21 protein-coding genes and 1 pseudogene are annotated in these 17969 nt (G+C 67.5%); 9 read left to right on the top strand and 13 right to left on the bottom strand.

The features are described from left to right. Positions 1-111 precede the first annotated feature (111 nt). The 4 genes from ACZ7IB_RS44225 to ACZ7IB_RS44210 form a co-directional block, all read right to left on the bottom strand. Complete coding sequence (locus ACZ7IB_RS44225; RefSeq protein WP_470920679.1) at positions 112-339, bottom strand: hypothetical protein; 228 nt, start codon at positions 337-339, stop codon at positions 112-114. A 133-nt stretch (positions 340-472) separates the two neighbouring features. Beyond that, positions 473-1225, bottom strand: coding sequence for a ribonuclease FAU-1 family protein (locus tag ACZ7IB_RS44220; RefSeq protein ID WP_470920677.1), 753 nt, complete (start codon positions 1223-1225; stop codon positions 473-475). A 228-nt stretch (positions 1226-1453) separates the two neighbouring features. Next, positions 1454-2050, bottom strand: coding sequence for a replication-relaxation family protein (locus tag ACZ7IB_RS44215; RefSeq protein ID WP_470920675.1), 597 nt, complete (start codon positions 2048-2050; stop codon positions 1454-1456). 299 nt (positions 2051-2349) lie between these two features. Next, positions 2350-2976 carry a TetR/AcrR family transcriptional regulator gene (locus ACZ7IB_RS44210; RefSeq protein ID WP_470920674.1) on the bottom strand — a complete coding sequence of 209 codons (627 nt, stop codon included), beginning with the start codon at positions 2974-2976 and terminating at the stop codon, positions 2350-2352. A 128-nt stretch (positions 2977-3104) separates the two neighbouring features. Between ACZ7IB_RS44210 and ACZ7IB_RS44205 the strand changes: the two are divergent. Both ACZ7IB_RS44205 and ACZ7IB_RS44200 read left to right on the top strand, forming a co-directional pair. Then, positions 3105-4557 (top strand): annotated as a pseudogene (locus tag ACZ7IB_RS44205) (amidase). A 319-nt stretch (positions 4558-4876) separates the two neighbouring features. Next, positions 4877-5161, top strand: a complete 285-nt coding sequence (locus tag ACZ7IB_RS44200) for a DUF6233 domain-containing protein (RefSeq protein WP_470920672.1) — start codon at positions 4877-4879, stop codon at positions 5159-5161. A gap of 273 nt (positions 5162-5434) precedes the next feature. Here ACZ7IB_RS44200 and ACZ7IB_RS44195 read toward each other — a convergent pair whose 3' ends face one another. Continuing rightward, positions 5435-6043: a TetR/AcrR family transcriptional regulator gene (locus tag ACZ7IB_RS44195; RefSeq protein ID WP_470920670.1), complete on the bottom strand. Its 609-nt coding sequence runs from the start codon at positions 6041-6043 to the stop codon at positions 5435-5437. Between the two features lie 46 nt (positions 6044-6089). On the opposite strand from ACZ7IB_RS44195, the gene ACZ7IB_RS44190 reads away from it, so the two are divergent. The 3 genes from ACZ7IB_RS44190 to ACZ7IB_RS44180 all read left to right on the top strand — a co-directional run bounded on the left by ACZ7IB_RS44190 (position 6090) and on the right by ACZ7IB_RS44180 (position 8672). Continuing rightward, entirely contained in the window at positions 6090-6554 is a 465-nt protein-coding gene (locus ACZ7IB_RS44190; RefSeq protein WP_470920669.1) for an SRPBCC family protein, read from the top strand. 562 nt (positions 6555-7116) lie between these two features. Beyond that, the gene (locus tag ACZ7IB_RS44185) at positions 7117-8232 is read left to right on the top strand and encodes a tyrosine-type recombinase/integrase (protein WP_470920667.1); all 1116 of its coding nucleotides are present in this window, start codon (positions 7117-7119) and stop codon (positions 8230-8232) included. Further along, positions 8229-8672, top strand: a complete 444-nt coding sequence (locus ACZ7IB_RS44180; protein ID WP_470920666.1) for a hypothetical protein — start codon at positions 8229-8231, stop codon at positions 8670-8672. Before ACZ7IB_RS44185 ends, ACZ7IB_RS44180 begins: the two co-directional genes overlap by 4 nt. Positions 8673-8944: 272 nt before the next feature. On the opposite strand, the gene ACZ7IB_RS44175 is transcribed toward ACZ7IB_RS44180, so the two are convergent. Continuing rightward, positions 8945-9736: a hypothetical protein gene (locus tag ACZ7IB_RS44175; protein WP_470920664.1), complete on the bottom strand. Its 792-nt coding sequence runs from the start codon at positions 9734-9736 to the stop codon at positions 8945-8947. A 155-nt stretch (positions 9737-9891) separates the two neighbouring features. Here ACZ7IB_RS44175 and ACZ7IB_RS44170 point away from each other — a divergent pair, with 155 nt between their 5' ends. Together ACZ7IB_RS44170 and ACZ7IB_RS44165 are read left to right on the top strand one after the other, a co-directional pair. Beyond that, entirely contained in the window at positions 9892-10728 is an 837-nt protein-coding gene (locus tag ACZ7IB_RS44170) for a hypothetical protein (RefSeq protein ID WP_470920662.1), read from the top strand. Continuing rightward, complete coding sequence (locus ACZ7IB_RS44165) at positions 10712-11053, top strand: DUF6262 family protein (RefSeq protein ID WP_470920661.1); 342 nt, start codon at positions 10712-10714, stop codon at positions 11051-11053. Before ACZ7IB_RS44170 ends, ACZ7IB_RS44165 begins: the two co-directional genes overlap by 17 nt. A gap of 568 nt (positions 11054-11621) precedes the next feature. Here the strand turns inward: ACZ7IB_RS44165 and ACZ7IB_RS44160 are convergent. From ACZ7IB_RS44160 to ACZ7IB_RS44145, 4 genes are all read right to left on the bottom strand, one after another. Further along, complete coding sequence (locus ACZ7IB_RS44160) at positions 11622-12893, bottom strand: MFS transporter (RefSeq protein ID WP_470920659.1); 1272 nt, start codon at positions 12891-12893, stop codon at positions 11622-11624. A 1100-nt stretch (positions 12894-13993) separates the two neighbouring features. Beyond that, on the bottom strand, positions 13994-14377 hold the full coding sequence (locus ACZ7IB_RS44155) for a VOC family protein (protein ID WP_470920657.1): 384 nt from the start codon (positions 14375-14377) through the stop codon (positions 13994-13996). A gap of 124 nt (positions 14378-14501) precedes the next feature. Next, positions 14502-15296, bottom strand: coding sequence for an MBL fold metallo-hydrolase (locus ACZ7IB_RS44150; protein WP_470920655.1), 795 nt, complete (start codon positions 15294-15296; stop codon positions 14502-14504). Further along, the gene (locus ACZ7IB_RS44145) at positions 15281-15577 is read right to left on the bottom strand and encodes a hypothetical protein (RefSeq protein WP_470920653.1); all 297 of its coding nucleotides are present in this window, start codon (positions 15575-15577) and stop codon (positions 15281-15283) included. The genes ACZ7IB_RS44150 and ACZ7IB_RS44145 overlap by 16 nt, the downstream gene beginning before the upstream one ends. A 179-nt stretch (positions 15578-15756) precedes the next feature. Between ACZ7IB_RS44145 and ACZ7IB_RS44140 the strand changes: the two genes are divergently transcribed. After that, positions 15757-16458 (top strand): 2-phosphosulfolactate phosphatase, encoded by a 702-nt coding sequence (locus tag ACZ7IB_RS44140; RefSeq protein ID WP_470920652.1) that lies wholly within the window; start codon positions 15757-15759, stop codon positions 16456-16458. Between the two features lie 59 nt (positions 16459-16517). On the opposite strand, the gene ACZ7IB_RS44135 is transcribed toward ACZ7IB_RS44140, so the two are convergent. The 3 genes from ACZ7IB_RS44135 to ACZ7IB_RS44125 all read right to left on the bottom strand — a co-directional run bounded on the left by ACZ7IB_RS44135 (position 16518) and on the right by ACZ7IB_RS44125 (position 17586). Then, the gene (locus tag ACZ7IB_RS44135) at positions 16518-16979 is read right to left on the bottom strand and encodes a hypothetical protein (protein ID WP_470920650.1); all 462 of its coding nucleotides are present in this window, start codon (positions 16977-16979) and stop codon (positions 16518-16520) included. Between the two features lie 184 nt (positions 16980-17163). Further along, the gene (locus ACZ7IB_RS44130; RefSeq protein ID WP_470920649.1) at positions 17164-17325 is read right to left on the bottom strand and encodes a hypothetical protein; all 162 of its coding nucleotides are present in this window, start codon (positions 17323-17325) and stop codon (positions 17164-17166) included. A gap of 75 nt (positions 17326-17400) precedes the next feature. After that, positions 17401-17586 carry a hypothetical protein gene (locus tag ACZ7IB_RS44125; protein WP_470920647.1) on the bottom strand — a complete coding sequence of 62 codons (186 nt, stop codon included), beginning with the start codon at positions 17584-17586 and terminating at the stop codon, positions 17401-17403. A 155-nt stretch (positions 17587-17741) separates the two neighbouring features. On the opposite strand from ACZ7IB_RS44125, the gene ACZ7IB_RS44120 reads away from it, so the two are divergent. Further along, the coding region (locus tag ACZ7IB_RS44120; RefSeq protein ID WP_470920645.1) for a hypothetical protein at positions 17742-17969 on the top strand (228 nt) is incomplete at its 3' end.

The following is a 17969-nucleotide window of genomic DNA, read 5'->3' as shown; positions in this document are numbered from 1 at the left end:
GCAGCGGGCAATCACGCCGCGCCGGCCTTCCAACCAGCCACCCCGCCCCCCTCGGCCTCGCCGACGCAGGCGCTGCCGGAAGATTTCAAGTCCAGTGAGACGGTCGTGATGCTATGAGGTTTGTGGTCCGGGTTCCCTGCTGCGCTTGGCTCGGTCGTTGATCCACACTTTCTGAGGTATCTGCGAGTAGTACAGGCGCTCGCGGCGCAGGACAGCGCCCTTCTCATTCTTGGGCGCGGCGTCACACTCGGCCACGATCCGCAGCTTGTGCTCGGGACTGAAGGAACGGCGCTTCGGCTTAAAGGCCGGATCGAGCTCGGCGGGGTTGGTGCTGGTCATGAGGGGGGTGTTTCTCCTGTCGTGCCCTCTCACGCTAACCCGGCGAAGCGGGACGTCTCACCCAAGGCTGACAGAGAGGGGGAACAGGGCTACAGCATCACCCAGAACTGGATCGACACCAGCCTCGCGTCGCTCAAGACGCCGTCGGCGAAGGCCCTCGCCGAGGCCGCGGTGTCCATGCCGTCGCTGGAGTGGCAGCAGAACTACCTCCGATAGCCAGGCCCGCGGCCGACCGGATCAGCCCGCCCAGGGGCTGCCGGGGAAGGTTCGGCGGCGGCCAGGCTGCATCCCAGCCCCAGGCCGCCCACCGGTCGGCGTCCGCAAACGGCCCGGCCCGCTCATCGAGCATCGCGAGGACCTGGGCGCGGGCGAGCTCCACCGCCTGGTGCTCGGAGTCGGTGACGATGCCCAGGCGCCGGACGTGGGCGTACTCGTCTTCGTCCTTCCACGTCCACGTGCTCAGGTCGGGGTCGATGACAAGGTCGACGGTCAGGTCCAAGGTGTCGAACCCGTCATCGGTGCGGCGGGTGGGGTGCTCGAAGTTGACGTACCAGTTCCGCAGCCCGTCGCCGGTGAAGAAGGCGTTGATGCTGAACCACGCCGCGGGCGGCTTCCACAGGAGTAGCTCGGTCTCTTGCCACCGACCGGGCGCGAGCTCCCACTCCCCCGTCGCCATCGCGTCGAACGCCTCGGTGCGCACCGAGCGGTCGCCGTCGGCGCGGGCCTTGGCGTACAGCGACGGCCACAGCGCCTCAGCCCCGGGCGTACAGGCGGTCACCAGCGCCGTGCCGGTGTCCTCGAGGACGCGCAGCGCCTGCTCGCTCCACACCCGGCCGCGGTACATGTCCCGCCGCACCACCGTCTCGCCGACGTCGAACACCCTCATCTGGTCACCTCGGTTCCTCACCCCGGCATGCTGCGCCGGGCAAGCCTGCCCCGCAGGGCCCGGGTGGCCGTGCGCGAGCCGGAACGGGGCAAGCCCCTCTCGCGGAGAGCTTGCCCCACACGCGGGCTCAGCGGCCCGCCGGCTCCGGGTTACGCTCGCGACGGCGGTGCGGGTCGTCGACGCCGATCTCGTACCAGGGCTCGCCGCGCTGGAGCCGGGGCAGGGTGTTCACCAGACGGCGATGGTGATGCCCTGGACATCAGCGGCGAGCGCCTGGCGTCGGTTGTCGAGCAGGTGCTCCGCCTTGCCCACCAGGACGACATGCAGCGTCGGGACGCGCTCGCTGCGGGTGTAGCGGTGGCGCGACCAGAACGGGAACGTGCCGCCGATGGTGCCGCGCGCTCCTTCCCAGACGCGGTGCCCGGCGTAGCGCTCGTAGTCCCAGGCCTCCTTCGCGAGGCGGGCCTGGGACATCGTCCCGTTGTCGAGCTCGAAGAGGCGGACCTCGCTGGTCTTGGTCGGCAGGGCGAGCACGGCGTCGGTGTTGAAGCTCAGGCCGGTCTCCTTGATGGCGTGGTTGACCTCCACCTGCCAGTCGGTCAGATGGCGTCGGCCGCCGTAGGCGAGGACCGTGTCCGTCACCGCGACGCCGTGCGGACCGAACCCGGCCCTAACCGCTTTCGCTCCGGTGCCGGCTTTCGGGCGGGGCGGCAGCTCGTTGCCTTCGACCAGAGCCTTCTGCCCCGCCGGGGTCAGGTTCCAGATCGGGTGCTTGCCGTCTTTGCCGTTCGTCTCCGCCAGTCCTGGCTCCGCCAACTTCTTCATCGGCCCGGTTCTCGTGTAGCTACGGCAGACGGGCATGTAGCTGAGAGTGATGGACCATCAGGGTCTGTCGGAGTAAATGCGTACACCCCACCTGCGGAAACGTGACCGTTGTCCCTGGTGGGGCGATCCGCTGTCGCAGCAAATGCGCGGTTTACCGCGACAGCGGAGCAGACCGCTGAGCAGGACAGATGGCACAGACGCCGGGGAGTCAGGCATCCGGCACTCGGAGACAAGCGTTCCGGTGAACTTGGGCGAACGCGCACCTGGTTCTCGGTATCGGGGACGCGGGTGCGGGGCGGTCAGTCGGTGGTTGCCCGGGATGCGCCGAGGGGGGAGCGGTGCTGAGCCAGGACCCCCTCGACGATTCTCATCAGGCGGTCCCCCGCTTGATCGATGCTTCCGTTGTGTGTGCTGACCTGCGCGCCTTCTAGTACGAAGGTGATCGCGGCCGCGGCCTGCTCAGGGTCGGGCAGCCCGGCCTCGGTGCACATGCCGACCAGTCTGCGGGTCTGGTGGGCCTTGTGCTTCTCGATCACTTGCCGTGCGGGATGGGAGCGGTCGGACAGCTCGGCGATGGAGTTGATGAACGGGCAGCCCCGGTGCGAGATCGCCGGCAATCCCTCGGCGATGAAGCGGGCCAGGCCAAGGATCTGGTCCCTGGGCCGGCCGGGGTGTTCGGCCTCGACCCGGTCGAAAGCCGCCTGGTAGTCGGCGGCGACGATCCGCAGCCACTCCGCGACCAGCGCGTCCTTGGTTTCGAAGTGCCGGTAGATCGCCATTTTGGTGGTCTCGGCCCGCTCGGCGATCGCCTGGACGCCCACCCGCCGGATCCCCTCGCTCTGGAAGAGCTCTTCCGCGGCGTCGAGGATGCGCTCACGAGGCGGCAATTTCGCCACCCTGCTCGGCCTGCTGGCGCTTGCTGCCATAACTGCTCCGTGACGTCAGGTCCGCTGTGGGGCCACTCAGCCCCTGTTACGGTACCAGTCCGTTCCATACGATACCGATAGGTATCATCTGGTACTCATCAGTACCGCTCTTTCTGCTGGGAGTGACAGTGAGGATTACCGAGTACGTGAGCTTCGACGCGGTCGGGCTCGCGAAGCTGGTGGCCAAGGGCGAGGTGACCCCCGCCGAACTGGAAGCAGCCGCACGCGAGGCCGCGCAGGCGGTCAATCCGCGGATCAACGCCATCGTGGAGACATGGCCGGCCGACGACGGGCCCGCCCCCCGGCAGCGCACCTCTGGCCGGCGTCCCTTTCCTGATCAAGGACATCGGAGTCTCCATGGCCGGGCGGCGAATGGAGCTGGGCAGCCGTCTCGCGTCCGGCAACGTCGCCGGCGCCGACTCCTCCCTGATGCTGCGCTTCCGTCGCGCCGGCCTCGTGACGTTCGGGCGTACCGCGACACCGGAGATGGCCTACAGCAACACGACGGAACCAGCGCTGTACGGCGCGACCCGCAACCCGTGGGACCTGGCGCGCAGCGCGGGCGGATCCAGCGGGGGCGCGGGCGCGGCCGTCGCTGCCGGCGTGGTCCCGATCGCGCACGCCACCGACGCCGCCGGTTCGATCCGCGTCCCCGCCGCCTGTAACGGCCTCTTCGGGTTGAAGCCCACCCGTGGCCGGGTCTCCGTGGGCCCCGACTTCGACGAGGTCTTCAACGGCCTGGCCGTGCAGGGCAGCGTCAGCCGCACGGTACGCGACAGTGCGGCGCTGCTCGACCAGATGCGCGGCCCGGAACCGGGTGACCCCTACTTCGCCCAGGAGCCGTCCCGGCCGTACGCGGAGGAAGTCACCCGCCACCCGGGCTCGCTGCGGATCGGTGTCCTCACCCAGGCGTGGGGCGGACGCCGCACCACCGCACCAGTGGCCGACGCCCTCTCTCGCACCGTGCGGCTGCTCGAATCCCTCGGCCACCAGGTGGAGGAGGTCAAGGTCGACCTCGGGGCCGACTGGGAGGAGTTCGTCCTGGCCGGCGCCCGTCAGTGGACGGCGAATCTCACGGCCTCGGTCGACGAGCTGGCTGCCGCCTACGGCCGGCCCGTCGACTCCTCTACCCTCGAACCGCCCACCCTTGCCAGCTACCACTACGGACAGCGGGTCAGTGGCGCCCAGTTCGTCACCGCTCTCGCGATCCGCAACCGGGTCGCTCGAAGCCTGGCACGGTACTTCGACGCTCACGACATGCTGCTCACCCCGACCTTGCCGGAGCTTCCCCTGCCCTTGGGCACTCATGCGGAGGGTGCGGAGACACTGGACGGCCTTGGCTGGCTTCGCCGCCTCTTTGATCTTTCACCGTTCACCGCGGCGTTCAATGTGGCGGGCACGCCCGCCATGTCCGTGCCTGTGACGGCCGACGCGGAGACAGGGCTCCCGATCGGCATGCAGTTCGCCGCCGGATACGGGCTCGAAGGCCACCTCTTCCGCCTCGCCGGACAACTCGAACAGGCAAGCCCGTGGTCGGGCCGGACCCCCACGGTGTGGGCAGGGAACCACACGGGCCACTGAGGAGTGCTCCTGGAGCCGGGAGTCCACGGGCCATGCACTGAGCGAGTGTGAGAATCACGTCGTGCATGCCGCCCGGTAATCCCGGCGTCCCCGGGTCCGGACCCGCAGAGCCACTTCGCGGCACTTCCACGTGCCCGATGGCCGCAGCGCCGAACATGTCCGCGACGCCCTCGTGAAAACAGCCCGGTTTTCGTATAGCTACGGCCAAGTGGCGTCTGTGCCCATCTGTCATGCTCAGCGGCCTGCTCCGCTGTCGCGGTAAACGCCGGATCTACTGCGGCGGAGCCCCTACGGTTCCGACCTGGACAAGAACCGGGCCTTGGTCGACTGGCTGCGCTACCAGCTGCGGCAGGCCGAGAACCGGGTCCGCGAGCTTGAGGTCAAGGAACTCCAGGAGCAGCGTGCCCGGGCGCGGGCGGAGCAGTCGTGGAAGATCCAGCCCCAACGGGCAGGGCAGCCCGCGATGCTGCACCGCGGGGGATGCGGCTTGTACAGCGCCCAGCTTGGGTTCCTTAACCGGCAGGAAGCAATGATCGCTTGGGCGGAGCCGGACATTGAGGCATGCCAGAACTGCAAGCCCGAGACGGGGCCGGTGGACGGGTAGGCCGTACGGACCGTCCGGCTCGCTTCGGGGGTGCCGTGCTCGCAGGATCGGTTCTGTGGAATTCCCGATCAAGGTGGCGCTGGCCCAGACGGTCCCGACCCTGCCCGACGGTCCTGGATGGTGGTTCAAGCCGAAATTTGACGGTTCTCCAGACGATTCGAATGTGTCTCAGAAAGCCTGCGAAGCAGGTCGAGGCGTACATCTACCTCGGCAACCGTTTTTCGAACGGTGGTCGTCGTCCGGCCCAGCCGCTTGGCCTGATCGGCGACTCCGTCACTTCGAACCGTAGTACAGCCGGAAGAACTCCTCCATCGCCGCGTCGACGCCGGCGCGGTCACCGGTGGCGAGCAGGTCGAGCAGCAGACCGCGGACGGTGGCGAGTCCCAGCCTGGCGCGGTTCCGGGCCACGGCAGGATCCGCCCCTGCGGCGACCTCGGCGGACACGAGGGGCTCCAGCCAGTCGTTCACGAGCCCTTCGAGGACCGGGGCGGCCTCGGGGCGGCCCCGCAGCGCGTGCCCGCAGATTTCGAAGAAGAGCCGCTCCTGACCGGCCAGTCGAGGGTCCGTCAGCTGCTGCCAGAGGAACCGCGCAGCACCGGCGGGCGAGAGACCGGGTTCCAGGCGGAGCCGGGACAGCAGGTCACGCTGGCGCTGCTCCGACGTCCGGACGATCTCGATGAGCAGCTGTTCCTTGGAGCCGAAATAGTGGATCAGCATGCGGTGACTGACGCCGATCGCGGCGCCCAGGCCGCGCAGGCTCAGGTCCGCGAAGCCGTGTGCCGCGACGTAGTCGACGGCAGCGTTCACCAGTTGAGCGCGCCGGCCCCCGTCCGTGCCGGGCGTGGCCTCGCCCTCAGGATGCGAGCCGTTCGTCTTCACCACGTCGCGAGTGTACCAATTGGTACATGCCCTATGTACCGTGTGGTACATGAAGTCTGTCACCGTGTCGATCGACGTACCGCAGACGCCCGAGCAGGTCTACGACTTCCTCGATGTCATGGCTCGCCACGAGCAATTCACCAACCACTACCTGACCGACTGGCGCTGCAGCGGCCCTGGCCGCGGCATCGGATCGTGCGCCACGGTCACAGCCGCGCTGGCCGGCACGAAGACCGACGTCACCATCGAGGTCGTCAAGGCCGACCCGCCGCGGCGCATTGTCGAACGGAACGTCAGCGCGGTCGGCCGACGTCTGGCCCACGGCACCTACACCATCGAACCGCTGCGGACCGGCGGGAGTCACGTGTCGTTCACGTACGCCTGGGCGCGCGCCCCGCTCGCCGACCGCCTGCTGGCACCCGTCGTCCGGGCCACGATGCGGCGCGCCCACCGCACGGTCATGCGACGCCTGGCCACCGAGTTGGCTCGCCACGTCTCCACTGCCGGATCCTGACGCCGGTACATGTCGGCTCTTCTGCCCGACACAGGACCCGAGGCCCACGGCGTTCCTGCCCGCACCCGGGCTCGGACTGCCCGAGCCGGCGCTTCGTCCATAACCGGGTTCACATGCCTCGTTCTTGGCGCAGCAGGCCGCGTGACATACCGGCCTCCCCCACCCCCAGAGCGACACACCCACCGGCACGCCGGAAGCGCCGAACAAGGAGGCAGAACGACCCCCGACGGAAGCTGCGCGCAGATGTCTCATGAGACATAGCTCAGTCTGGAGAATGACGGGCATCGGACCGTGCTGCGCCGCACCGACGAGACGGTGATCCTGTACGCCCGGTCCGGTCGGATCGTCACCCAGCACTGGATGGACCTTGCCGTCGCCGGCATGGATTCTCTGGGGGTTCGGGACCCGTGGTGTGACGTTGCAAGGCCCTATCTCGTTGGGCTGGTGCGATGTTTCTCAGGGGGTGTGGCTCTGCGGTAAATCGTTGCGATCAACTAGCGGAGTAGGGGATGAAGTGCGTGCATTTCCCGTGCACATGCCGTCAGGGACCCGGTACTGGACCGTGGTCGATGAAGAGTTGCGGGTCGTCGAGGCGGCCAATCGGTTTTCGCTGGAGTTCAGGTTCGCGCGGAGCAGGGCTGAGACGACCACGAAGGCCTATGCGGAGGGCGTTTCCCTGTATTTGCGCTGGTGCGAGGCCACACGGCGCGACTGGCGGTCAGCTGCTCCTGAGCTAGGGCCGTTCATTCTGTGGCTCAGGTGGACGCCCGGGGGCGGAGGCCAGCGGCGGGTGGTCGTGCCGGGGCCGGGTTCCCTACCGGTGCGAGGCGATGCGCGGATCAACAAGGTACTGACTGCGGTACGGATGTTCTTGGTGCACGCGGTGACGGCCAAGACGGCCCCTGCCTGGGTGCTGGACCAGCTGTACGAGATCGGGGACACACGCGATCTGCCGGGTGAGGCCCGCGGGGAGAGCGGTGTGATGAGATCCCGCCTGCGTGCCCGGCACCGGCTGCAGGAACCCGAGACGGATATCGACCGGGCCAGTGACGAAGAGATCGTCGCGATGTTCCTCGCCTGCCGCTCTGCGCGGAACCGGCTGATCGTCCTACTGTTGGCCCGCGTCGGCCCGCGTCCGGGGCAGATTGCCGGGCTGCATCGGCGTGATGCGCATCTGGGCGCGGACTCCCGGGCTTTGGGCTGCGACATCGAGGGTGCCCACGTGCATGTGGTGCGGCGCCAGAACGAAAATGGGGCGTGGTCGAAGTCGAAGAAGGCCTGGGCGATGCCGGTGGACTTCCTCGTGGTGCAGGCCTTCGACCAGTACTTCTTGGAGCGCTACGAACTGATCGGCACAGGTGGCAGCGACTTCCTTCTGGTCAACCTTTTTCGCCGGCCGCTCGGAGCCCCGATCAGTACTGAGGCGATCGGCGAACTGTGCGAGTCGCTGTCCCGTTTGGCCGGTCTCGGCCGACGGGTCACCCCGCGGATGGGCCGTCACGCGATGGCCAGCAACGTTGTGGACGCCGGCGGGAAGCTGGACGAGGTCCAGGCCCTTCTGGGGCAAAAGCACCCAGGGTCTGCCCAGCCCTATCTCCATCCGGGGCGGGCCCGCCTGCGGGATGCCATCGAGCGCGTCCCTTCTCCGCGGCTCGGGCCCACAGGAGGAGCACGATGAAAGCTCCTGCTTGGGCAACAGCCCCGGACACACAGGGTGGGCGCCTGCAACTGGTTCGGGGAGCGATCGAGCCGTCGTTCCTGCAGCTGATGCAGTGGGACTGGACGGTCCAGCGGCTCATCTTCCCGAAGGACCATCTTCAGCTCGGCGGGGTTGCCTGCCGGGTCGAGGGCTGCCGCAAGACGTCCTTCAAGTTCGCGATGGCCCATGGGCTATGCGACACCTGCGACTTCCACTGGCAGGACTCGGGACTGCCGGTCGAGGAGTTCCTCGCGAAGGCGACGAGGACTTGGCGGTATGTCGGCAAGGACTCGTGCCGGGTCGGGGACTGCCCGCGGCCGTGCAAGAGCTCCGGAGAACCATTCTCTGCTACGCACACCTGCACCAGCAGCGGGTCAGCGGCTTCTCGGTGGAGGAGTTCGTACAGTCGCCTGGAGTGAAGGTGCTTCCGTCGTTCGGGATCTGTGTCGTGGTGGCCTGTGACCGGGAGAAGGACTACGACCGCACCCCGTACTGCATGGCCCACCGCAATCGTCGCCTCGTCGAGCTCCGCGAAGGGAGCACGACGGACGAGGAGACGTGGCGCAGGACGGCGGCGCCCGTCACGATCACGGGTGAGATCAGCTTGAAGGGTCTGCCAGAGCTCCTGATTGCTGAGGTCATCTTCGGGCTGCAGGAACGCACACGGTCCGGGGCCAAGACCAAGGACCATTCACTCCGGCCGCTCTGCGCCACCGCTCGCCGTCAGGGTGCACCGTCCCTGACGGAGATCGACCTTGCGGGCCTGACCCGGCTGCAGCACCAGTTGGTCGCCACGTTCACCGCCAGCATCTGCCGGCTGAGCGCCACCCCCGACACCGAACGGCGCAAGGACTTCTGGGACTTGAAGGTCTTCGGGATGAACGGCGGATCGATCCGATTCACCGAGCTCAGCCAGCCCTGGCTGCGGGAGGCAACCAAGGCATGGGCTGTTCAGGAACTTCCGCTGCACCGGGGCAAGCGAGCACACACCACCGTCCAGTGCGGCATCCGGTCGCTGGCGAGGTTCTCCGAGAGCCTGCGGCTGCAACGTGCAGACCAGGGAGACGACATGCTGCGACTCGGCCGCGCCGACGTCGTCGCTTTCCTGCACCGGATGGCCTACCTGCACGAGCAAGGCCTTGTGTCGGCCGATGGCCGCCACAAGGCGGTCACCCGGTGCCGTCAGGCGCTGCACCGCATGCGCTCGCTCGGCCTCACCGGCCCTGGCCAGCCACTGGCCGGGCTGCCTGGTGACTTCGTCCTGCGCAGCGAAGACGTCCCCGACGAGGCGGAGGACTCCGAGGCGGGGAAGGATCTTCCTGCGGAGGTGATGCGGCAGCTTTGCGAACAGCTCGACACCCTCGATGCCATCGCTCCGCCGCACATCCGGATCGCGGTGGAGCTCATCATCGACACCGGGCGGCGCCCGCAGGAAGCGAGCTCCCTCCCCTTGAAATGTCTGGACGCTGACGCGGATGGCCACCCGGTCCTCGTCTACGACAACCACAAGTCCCACCGGCTGCGCCGGCGGCTGCCCATCTCTCCCAGCACGGCAGAACTGATCGTCAGGCAGCAGGAAGCGGTCCGCGCGCGCTTCCCGAAGACCCCGCCCACCGAACTGGCCCTGCTCCCACCCAGATGCGCAATCCGCACGGCACCAAGTCCATCAGCGAGAACCTCGTCGGCACCTGGCACCGCACCTGGGTCACCGGCCTACCGGAATTCCACATCTCGGTCCTCGTGGACGCCGACGGCCGACGCGAGAACAAGCGGGTCGTCTTCAGCAAAGAGAAGGTCCTCCTCTATGCCTACCGGCACAGCTACGCGCAGCGTCATGCCGACGCCGGGGTGGCCCCCGAGGTGCTGCAAGAGCTCATGGACCACCTTCAACTCAGTACGACCCAGGGGTACTACCGGGTCGGCGAGAAGAGACGCCGGGAAGCCGTTGACCGTGTCACCACGATGCAGTTCGACCGGCACGGGAGCCGGGTATGGCGCCAGGCCAAAGCGCTCCTCGACAGCGAGCACGCCCGTCGGTCGGTCGGCGAAGTCGCCGTGCCCTACGGCCTGTGCACTGAGCCCTCCAACGTCGCGGCCGGCGGCCATGACTGTCCCGTCCGCTTCCGCTGCGTGGGCTGTCAGCACTTCCGCACCGACGTGTCCTACCTCCCCGACTTGGAGGCCTACCTCGCCGATCTCCTGCGCAGCCGAGAACGCCTCACCGCGTTCGCCGCTGACTCCTGGGCAAAGTCCGAGGCGATGCCCTCGGATGAGGAGATCACCCGGGTTCGGCGGCTGGTCAAGCGTGTCCGGGACGACCTCGATGACCTGACCGACGAAGACAGAACCCAGATCAAAGACGCCGTCACTGTCGTTCGGCGGACCCGCCAGATCGTGTCCCTCGGGTTGCCCCGAGTCCGCCAGGACCTGCCCGATCTCCGGCCGGAAAGGCCCGCACATGACCGCCCTGAGTGACGGCAAAAGCGCCGACTCGGCCCGCCGCCGCGAGCGCGTCCTGAGAGCCATCGACACCGCAGTGAAGTCCGGCGGGGACATCACCGTCTCCGGTCTCGCCCGCGCGGCCCGGGTCGACCGGACGTTCCTCTACCGCCACCCCGACCTGCTTGAACGAGTCCACGTCGCTGCCAGCACACCCGTCGAGAGCGGGCGGATGGCGGCGGTCAGCCGGGCCTCGCTGCAGGCTGATCTCGCGAACGCGCTGGAGGCCAACAAGCGCCTCGTCGCACGGGTCCGGCAGCTGGAAAAACGTCTGTCGACCCAGCTCGGTGAAGGTGTCTGAGCCGAGTCCGGGCTCGGGACCCCGGTCGACATCGACCAACTCCAACGGCGGATCGCCCTGCTCGAACAGGACCTTGCCGACAAGCGCGGCGAGCTCGACGAACGAACGGAGGAGCTGGAGGCCGCCCGAGCTGCCAACCGGGAACTCACGCGGTCCCTGAACCACCGGCTCTGACCTGCTGAGGTCACGGCACTGTTTTCCCGGGGGCCTGCCGGCCCCCGGGAAAACCCCGGCCCCAGAGTTGGATCTCGTCGGCACCGCCGATGAACTCCATGAACCTCTGCCAGCCGAGGCGAGACAGCGGGAAAGAATCAGATTGGACAACTGCCGCTCGCGCATGGTCCTGCTGTAGCGGCTCTTGGCACCGCACTTCCCAGCCTCCGTCGAGGCCCTTGCCGAGAAACCCGCCGCCCGCCGACTGCACCGCCGTCGGCGAGCAGTCCGGGCACCGGCCCCTCCATCACTTCGACTCCGCGGGCCCCGAGACAGCTCCGTCGCCGCTGGGAGCGACATGTCAACGAGCAACGCCCCCGCCATCGGGCAGGAGAGTTGCTCGAGATGGCCTGTTTCAGGAGGCCTCTTGGTCGGCGGGCTTCTCGATCTCGGTGGTCACCCGTGCCCCTCGGAAGAGCACCGGGAGCCACAGGAGACATGCCAGCAGGGGGACCGCGGCGTAGGTGGCCATGCCCACGCTGGAGCCCAACCCGTCCATGAGCGCGCCGAGGACGAGATAGCCGATGCCGATGAGCGCCGACTCCACGAATGCGATCATCGACAGCAGGCTCGCCCGGTGGCGCGACGGCACTGCCTCGTTGAACACGTTGTCCACGATCACGGCGGTGATCTCGGGAATTCCGACCAGGACCAGGAACGCGGCGATGGTGACCCAGACAAGGCCGAGGCCGCTCAGGCCGAGCGCCACGGCGAGCGTCAGGAGAGACACCGGGACGATGACCCGATACCCGATGCGCCGGTCCGCGCGGTCCGACAGCAAGGGAGTGAGTCCGCCGACGAAGAATCCCGCCGATATGACCACGCTGACCAATGCGGTGCCCGCTCCCTGATCGGAGAGGGTCTTCTGCGTAAAAATGATGTACGGCGTCAAAGTCGCATGCATCAATCCGGACACCACGACAAGCGTCACGAGCGCCGGCGTGGCGACCCGAAGCATCGCCCGCCATGCTGTGGCGTCGCCGTGCTCCTCCTCGGCTCCGTCCTGCTCGTCCACCGCGTCCGCGCCGCGGATCTCGGGCACCCGTGACATCAGCACCACCACGGCCAGGACGAGGCACGCCGCCGAACCGACGTAGACGACTCCCCAGGAAATCTGCTGCAGTTGGCCGCCGAGGACGATGGCAGCTCCCGAGGTGACCGTCCCGAGCATGGTGAACCGGGACTTGATCTTGACGTAGCTGGCCGTTGCACCACGACGCACGAGCAGGTCGTACAGCAGGGCGGTGTCCGAACCGGACACACATGCCATGCCCACGCCCTGCCCGATGAACAGCGCCAGGAACACCCAGTAGTTGGAGAACGCCACCTGCCCGAGCAGACATCCAGCTATCAGCACCTGGCCGATCACGATGCTGGCACGCCTGCCGATTCGGTCGGCGATGACTCCCGTCGGCAACTCCGCAAGTCCGCTGACCAGGTAGAGCAGTGTCTGCAGTAGGGCCACTTGCCCGGCGGAGAAACCTCGCTGATAAAGGAAGAGGACGAATACGCCGCGCTGGAACAGCGTGTTGGCGAGCACGACGTATACGTAGAACGGGCGCGTGACGCTTCGTGCTGCATCGTCGACTGCAGCCGACCCGCCAAGGGCCTCCGTGGTGCCGGTCATGCTGCGGGCTCCCCCTGGTGACTCTGGTGATCATTAGTGTTGGACCTCCGCCGACCAGCTCATCGGGCACACCCGTCGCCGCGAACACCGTTCGCCGGAGGACCACCTCGTCGGACCGCACTCCGAACAAGGGAGGCCGCATATCCGCAGAAGCCCCCCGCAGGCCAAGCCCCATCATGGTCGCGACCTCGGCCGGCGGACACCGGTTCACGCGTGCCTTCCGGTCCACCCAGGACTCGAACGCCTCGCCCACCCGCGGAGCCGTGACCAGCGCTAATCGCCGTGGCGACACGCGCGCACCCCCCGAAGGCGACCCCATCACTTAGGGGTTCACGCTAGCAAGTGCACTACCAGGTTGGGGTTCACACATTCATTCTGAGCTTCGGCTCTCAGCCGTCGGCGGCCCAAAGTGGATCATTCCAGGGCTGCATTACTCCATGCAGCCGAACACCACTTTTGGTCATCCGTCCTGGCAACCCATCGCGCCGGACCCGTGCTGCACGAGCGAGGTCCTGAGGCGGTCACCCGATCCAGCGATGGCACCACACCTGTCGTGCACGCTACGGTCATTCGCATAGCTGCTGAGCTGCACCGTTCCTCACCGAAGCACGCTGTGTCCCAGTTCTCCCCCAGAGAACATGGAACTGAGGCCGGGCACGGTACTGGACGGCGTTATGTGACCTGCAGGCGTGTCTCATCCCGTTGGTGTTTCACGCTTCCCGGGTCGGCGTCGTCAGCGAAACCGCAGCACCTGCTGAGGGCGAGGGTTGTTCCCTGGGCAGCGTGGGGGGCGCTTCTCCGTTTCCAGTAGCCGCTTGCCGCCGGAAGCCGCCCCAGCACTGACGACTCAACGAGCAGGGGCAGGCACGGGCGCACGGTATCGTAGCGGTCGTCCAGCTGGCGGCGCATCTCCGCCTCATCCTCGTCGCCCCACAGCAACAGTTCGTCCAGCGAACGAGCGCCGGTCTCGACCTCTTCGCGCGGCCCCTCGGTCGCCAGCGCCCGCCATCTCGCCACCGCGTCTAACTGATCGTTTCAGAATCATGTTCAGAGCTGAGGACCGCGGCGGGGCTGTGACTGGAGTGGTATTGCAGGTGCCGTCAGATGCCTTCGGTTTCTTCCTGGGGAGTGACGAGACAGAAGGGGTGGCCGACGGGGTCGGCGTACACCCGGTACCCGATTGGCTTGTCCGACCCGTCAAGCAGTGTGGCGCCCAGTGCAAGTACCTGTGGCTCAGCTACGTCGAGATCCGTGACCATGACGTCAACGTGCATCTGCTGAGGGTGTTCAGGGTTGGACCATCGCGGCGGCCGGAAGTCGTCGACCTTTTGAAACGCCACGACTTCCGTACCTGACGTGCTACCGAGCACGACGAACTCAGGAGTGTCCTCCAGTCGTGAGAGCGACAGCAGTTCCTCGTAGAAGGCGGCGAGCTCGGATGGGTCTGGGCAGTCGATGACGGTGGTCCACAGATGTCCGATCATCTCGCTGACTATAGTCCGGCGTGGTCGGCTCACGGCGAGCATCGGACGACAGCACACCGCAGCGCCGTAGCCGCCCGCGCACCAGGGGATCCGGTTGGGTGCTCATGCCTTGAGAGGCGGCGGCTCAAGGCGCTACTGGCAGCGCGGTCAGTCTGCCGCCGGTCTGGAGGGCTTCACGCAGAGCGGCGTTCTCCGCTTCGAACTCGGCGTTGCGCAGCGTCAAGGCTTGGATGTGGTTGGCGTACGTGGCGATGGTGGCGCGAGCCTCGCGCCGCTCTGCTGCGTGCTGGGAACGCAGAGTGCGGTCGGCCTTCTTGAAACGCGCGATCTCCACGGTGAGGGTATCGGTCTCAGGGCGGGGCGGTTCCGCTGTCTGTAGGAGTCCCGTGATGACCCTCGCCAGGGGCGAGCGGTAGTAGGTGGCGCGCGAGATACCGGCCTCGGCGCACAACGCGGTGACGGTGAGGATGCCGTCGGTGTGCTCGGGGCGCCCGGTCACAATCCGCTCGAAGGCGTGGACGATTGCCTGGTCGACGCCGGGCCCCACGGGGAGCCCGGCAGCCTCCAGCGCGTGCCGCAGACGCAGGGTGGCGTGGTCACTCATGGGTGGTGCCTCCGGTAACTCAAGTTCACCGATGGCGTGGTCGAGTTCCGCGATGTGGGTGGTCAGGGCAGCGTCCTGGAGGCGGGACAGGGTGGCCTGGGCATCCAGCGGCCGCTGGGCCTGGGCGCGAGCGATGGTCAGCCGGGGCAGGTGATTGCCGGAATGGCGGGCGTTGGGGCAGGTCAGGCACATGGTGAGCAGTGGGAGAGGCCGTCCTGCGCGTTCGGCACGCTGGGCGCAGACCGCGGTGGAGGGCTGGTAGAAGCAGTCGTTGAGAACGCCGGGGTGGAGGGTCTTGGTCAGGTGCTGCAGCATGGTGCGCAGCCGGGCAGGTCGCCCAGCTCGCGGCGGATGCGGTCGAACTCGGCGTTGACGCGGCTGGAGGCTCCGCCGCTGGAGCGGTGGCCCTCGTTCCAGTCTCGGTAGAGGTCTTCGACGTAGTCCAGCTGCGAGATGGCGCGCTCGGTGGCAACCTCGGCGGCGAACCCGGAGGCGGAGGTGCCCGCGTAGCCCTCGAATAGGGCGAGTTCGGTGTGCTGGTATTGCCGGGCACCGGCGACAATACCGAACGGCTGGTGCGCGATGTGCCAGGCCAAGGTACGTCTTGTGTCCGCAGAGGCTGTGTGCGGATGACCTGTGTGGCGATTGAGCAGGCGTGTAGCTGCGGACCGCTTTCGCGACGCAGGCAGCCGGAGGTGTTGCATTTCGAGACCGTCGATGTGATGCGTATCACTCTCTGGCTGCTTCGGGTCAGGCATGCGCGATCGTGATCGGAATGGACTCTCGTTTCCTTGGCATCGCTGAGCTGGTCGAAGCCCCGTCCGTGGCGGTCGTAGTCGACGTCATGCGTGCGTTCACTGTGGCCGCCTGGGCCTTTGCCCAGGGGGCGGAAAAGATCGTTCTTGCTGAGTCGCTGGACGAAGCCCTGGCGCTCAAGGCTCGCCACCCGGATTGGCTGGCACTCAAAGACGGTCCGCCCGCGCCCGGGTTCGGCATGGTCAACTCGCCGGGCCTGCTGCGGTCTGTTGACCTTGGCGGACGGACCGTTGTGCAGAAGACCACGGCAGGAACGGTCGGCGCCCTCGCGGTCAAGGAGGCATCGCTGGTGCTGTGCGCCAGCTTCGTGGTGGCGGAGGCAACAGCTCGGCTCTTGCGGACGCGTAAGAGTGACAGTGTCACGTTCGTGGTCACTGGCGAAGATGGGCAGGCCGATGAAGATCTTGCGTGTGCTCAATACATCGCTCGGAGGGCCACGGAGGCTGGGACGAATGCTGCCGAGTTCCTCCGCCGCGCTGCCGGGTCGCGCGCCGCCGCCGAGTTGGCGGAGGGTGTGCGTCAAGGAGTCCATTCTGATGACGTTGCACTCTGTCTTGAGGTCGACCGGTTTCCCTTTGCCATGGTGGCGACCTTGGAAGGTTCGCTCATGGTCCTCCGTCCGTGCGCCGTGCCTTCGTTGACCGACGATGCCCCGATCTGATCGCTGGTGAGGTCGAACTCGCGTCACGCGAGAGCCGGCACCCAGTCGGGTATGCGGCATCAGCTGCATGTCCCGATGACGGTGGTTCGGGGTGGCGGCAGCCGGCTGACCTGGGTTGGGCCGGCGGCGGCTTCGCAGAGCCGGATGATTTCTTCGTGCTGGGCGGCGAGCCGGGCCAGGGCCCGACCGCGGAAGTCGGTGAGTTCTTCGACCGTCTGCTCCGACTGGGTCAGCCGTTCCCGGAGCTTGGTGATCTCTTCCTTGAGCCGGGCGATCTGGGCCTCGCGAGGGTCGGGGATCTCGCCGGCGTCGTGAAGTGCCCGGACCCGTCGTTCGAACTCGGCGCGGAGGTGAGCGTAAGGGCGAGTGCCGTAGAACGCGGTGCGGTCGACTGCGGCCTCGTTGGCGAGGGTCTTGATGTCGCATTTTCCGCCGGGCGGGATCTCGCCGCGCAGGAGCCGGTCCATGGCGGCCCTGATGCGGTTCTCGTTCTCGGTGCGTTGGGCTGCGGAGATTCTCATGCGGATTCCTCGTCCACGGTTTCGGCGGCGTCGATCTCGGCGATGACGCGGAGGGACCGGTCGCAGTCGCCCTGGAGCCTGGTGCGTTCGGTCTTGCGTGTGGCGCAGAGCTGGCCGAGAAAGGTCCCGGTGCGTTCGGCGTGCTCGGTCCAGAGACAGGCCGGTGACAGGGGTGATGGGTGGCCTACGGGCAGCGGGCGGAATCACACGTCCCGACCAGCGGACGGTCGGCGGTCGGGGTGCTGGCCAGTTTGAGGCAGAGTGCCCGGGACGGGTCGGTGAACCAGCAGTAGTTCGCCGGGCCAAGGTGGAGGACCTTGGCGCGTTTGGTCAGCAGGTTGAGCACGTCGCGGTCACTGCGCTGTGTCTTGGGTGCCGGTGCTTCTGCCGGGTCGAGCTTCTCGTCGATGCTGGCGCTCGGTTAGGCTCCGGGCGCCGGGACCCGGGACCCGGGACCCGCCGGGAGGATGCCTTGCTGGTAATTGCGGAACTCGGCCAGGACCAGTTCCAGGTTGCGTTGCTGTTCGTGGTCGTTGACCTCGGCCAGCAACTCGGCTTGGGCTCCGCCGGGGCGCGAAGCGTAACCTTTCGTAGTTGCTGTACTCACATGGCGTAGGTAAATCTTGGTCGCCAGGAGACCGCCAGGTCGGTAAGCAATCTCGATCGCCAGCTTCCCGCACCGGGTTGCCGCCTTGAGGTCATCGGTCTTGGTCGGCCACCGGGGCGCTGCTCGGGACCGGGCTCTGTGCAGCCGGTCCGGCGTTGGCGCATACCGCCGACCTCGGGCCGGTACACCTCTCGCTCCTGCCATCCGCGGTGACCGTCGTGTCGGCCTGCCTGTTCGACGTCCTGCTCACCCTGCTGGCTGTCCGCGGTCCTGCCAAGGCCGCCTCGTCGGTGCCGCCGTTGGCCGCGCTCGGTGGTACGCACAGTGCGGGCGGCGGCCCAACCCGGCTGCGCGCCGCGGCGTGGTCCGCGGCCCTGCTGCTC

This window comes from Streptomyces sp. NPDC037301 (assembly GCF_055602785.1).
Note: the sequence above shows the minus strand (reverse complement) of the source record. Positions and strands in the feature narration are given on the sequence as shown.

Bases quoted from the DNA above. Each gene is read 5' to 3' on its own strand.
- ACZ7IB_RS44225 (WP_470920679.1), bottom strand. From the start codon at position 339: ATGACCAGCACCAACCCCGCCGAGCTCGATCCGGCCTTTAAGCCGAAG.
- ACZ7IB_RS44220 (WP_470920677.1), bottom strand. From the start codon at position 1,225: ATGAGGGTGTTCGACGTCGGCGAGACGGTGGTGCGGCGGGACATGTAC.
- ACZ7IB_RS44215 (WP_470920675.1), bottom strand. From the start codon at position 2,050: ATGAAGAAGTTGGCGGAGCCAGGACTGGCGGAGACGAACGGCAAAGAC.
- ACZ7IB_RS44210 (WP_470920674.1), bottom strand. From the start codon at position 2,976: ATGGCAGCAAGCGCCAGCAGGCCGAGCAGGGTGGCGAAATTGCCGCCT.
- ACZ7IB_RS44190 (WP_470920669.1), top strand. From the start codon at position 6,090: ATGAAGTCTGTCACCGTGTCGATCGACGTACCGCAGACGCCCGAGCAG.
- ACZ7IB_RS44180 (WP_470920666.1), top strand. From the start codon at position 8,229: ATGAAAGCTCCTGCTTGGGCAACAGCCCCGGACACACAGGGTGGGCGC.
- ACZ7IB_RS44170 (WP_470920662.1), top strand. From the start codon at position 9,892: ATGCGCAATCCGCACGGCACCAAGTCCATCAGCGAGAACCTCGTCGGC.
- ACZ7IB_RS44165 (WP_470920661.1), top strand. From the start codon at position 10,712: ATGACCGCCCTGAGTGACGGCAAAAGCGCCGACTCGGCCCGCCGCCGC.
- ACZ7IB_RS44160 (WP_470920659.1), bottom strand. From the start codon at position 12,893: ATGACCGGCACCACGGAGGCCCTTGGCGGGTCGGCTGCAGTCGACGAT.
- ACZ7IB_RS44155 (WP_470920657.1), bottom strand. From the start codon at position 14,377: ATGATCGGACATCTGTGGACCACCGTCATCGACTGCCCAGACCCATCC.
- ACZ7IB_RS44150 (WP_470920655.1), bottom strand. From the start codon at position 15,296: ATGCTGCAGCACCTGACCAAGACCCTCCACCCCGGCGTTCTCAACGAC.
- ACZ7IB_RS44140 (WP_470920652.1), top strand. From the start codon at position 15,757: ATGGACTCTCGTTTCCTTGGCATCGCTGAGCTGGTCGAAGCCCCGTCC.
- ACZ7IB_RS44135 (WP_470920650.1), bottom strand. From the start codon at position 16,979: ATGAGAATCTCCGCAGCCCAACGCACCGAGAACGAGAACCGCATCAGG.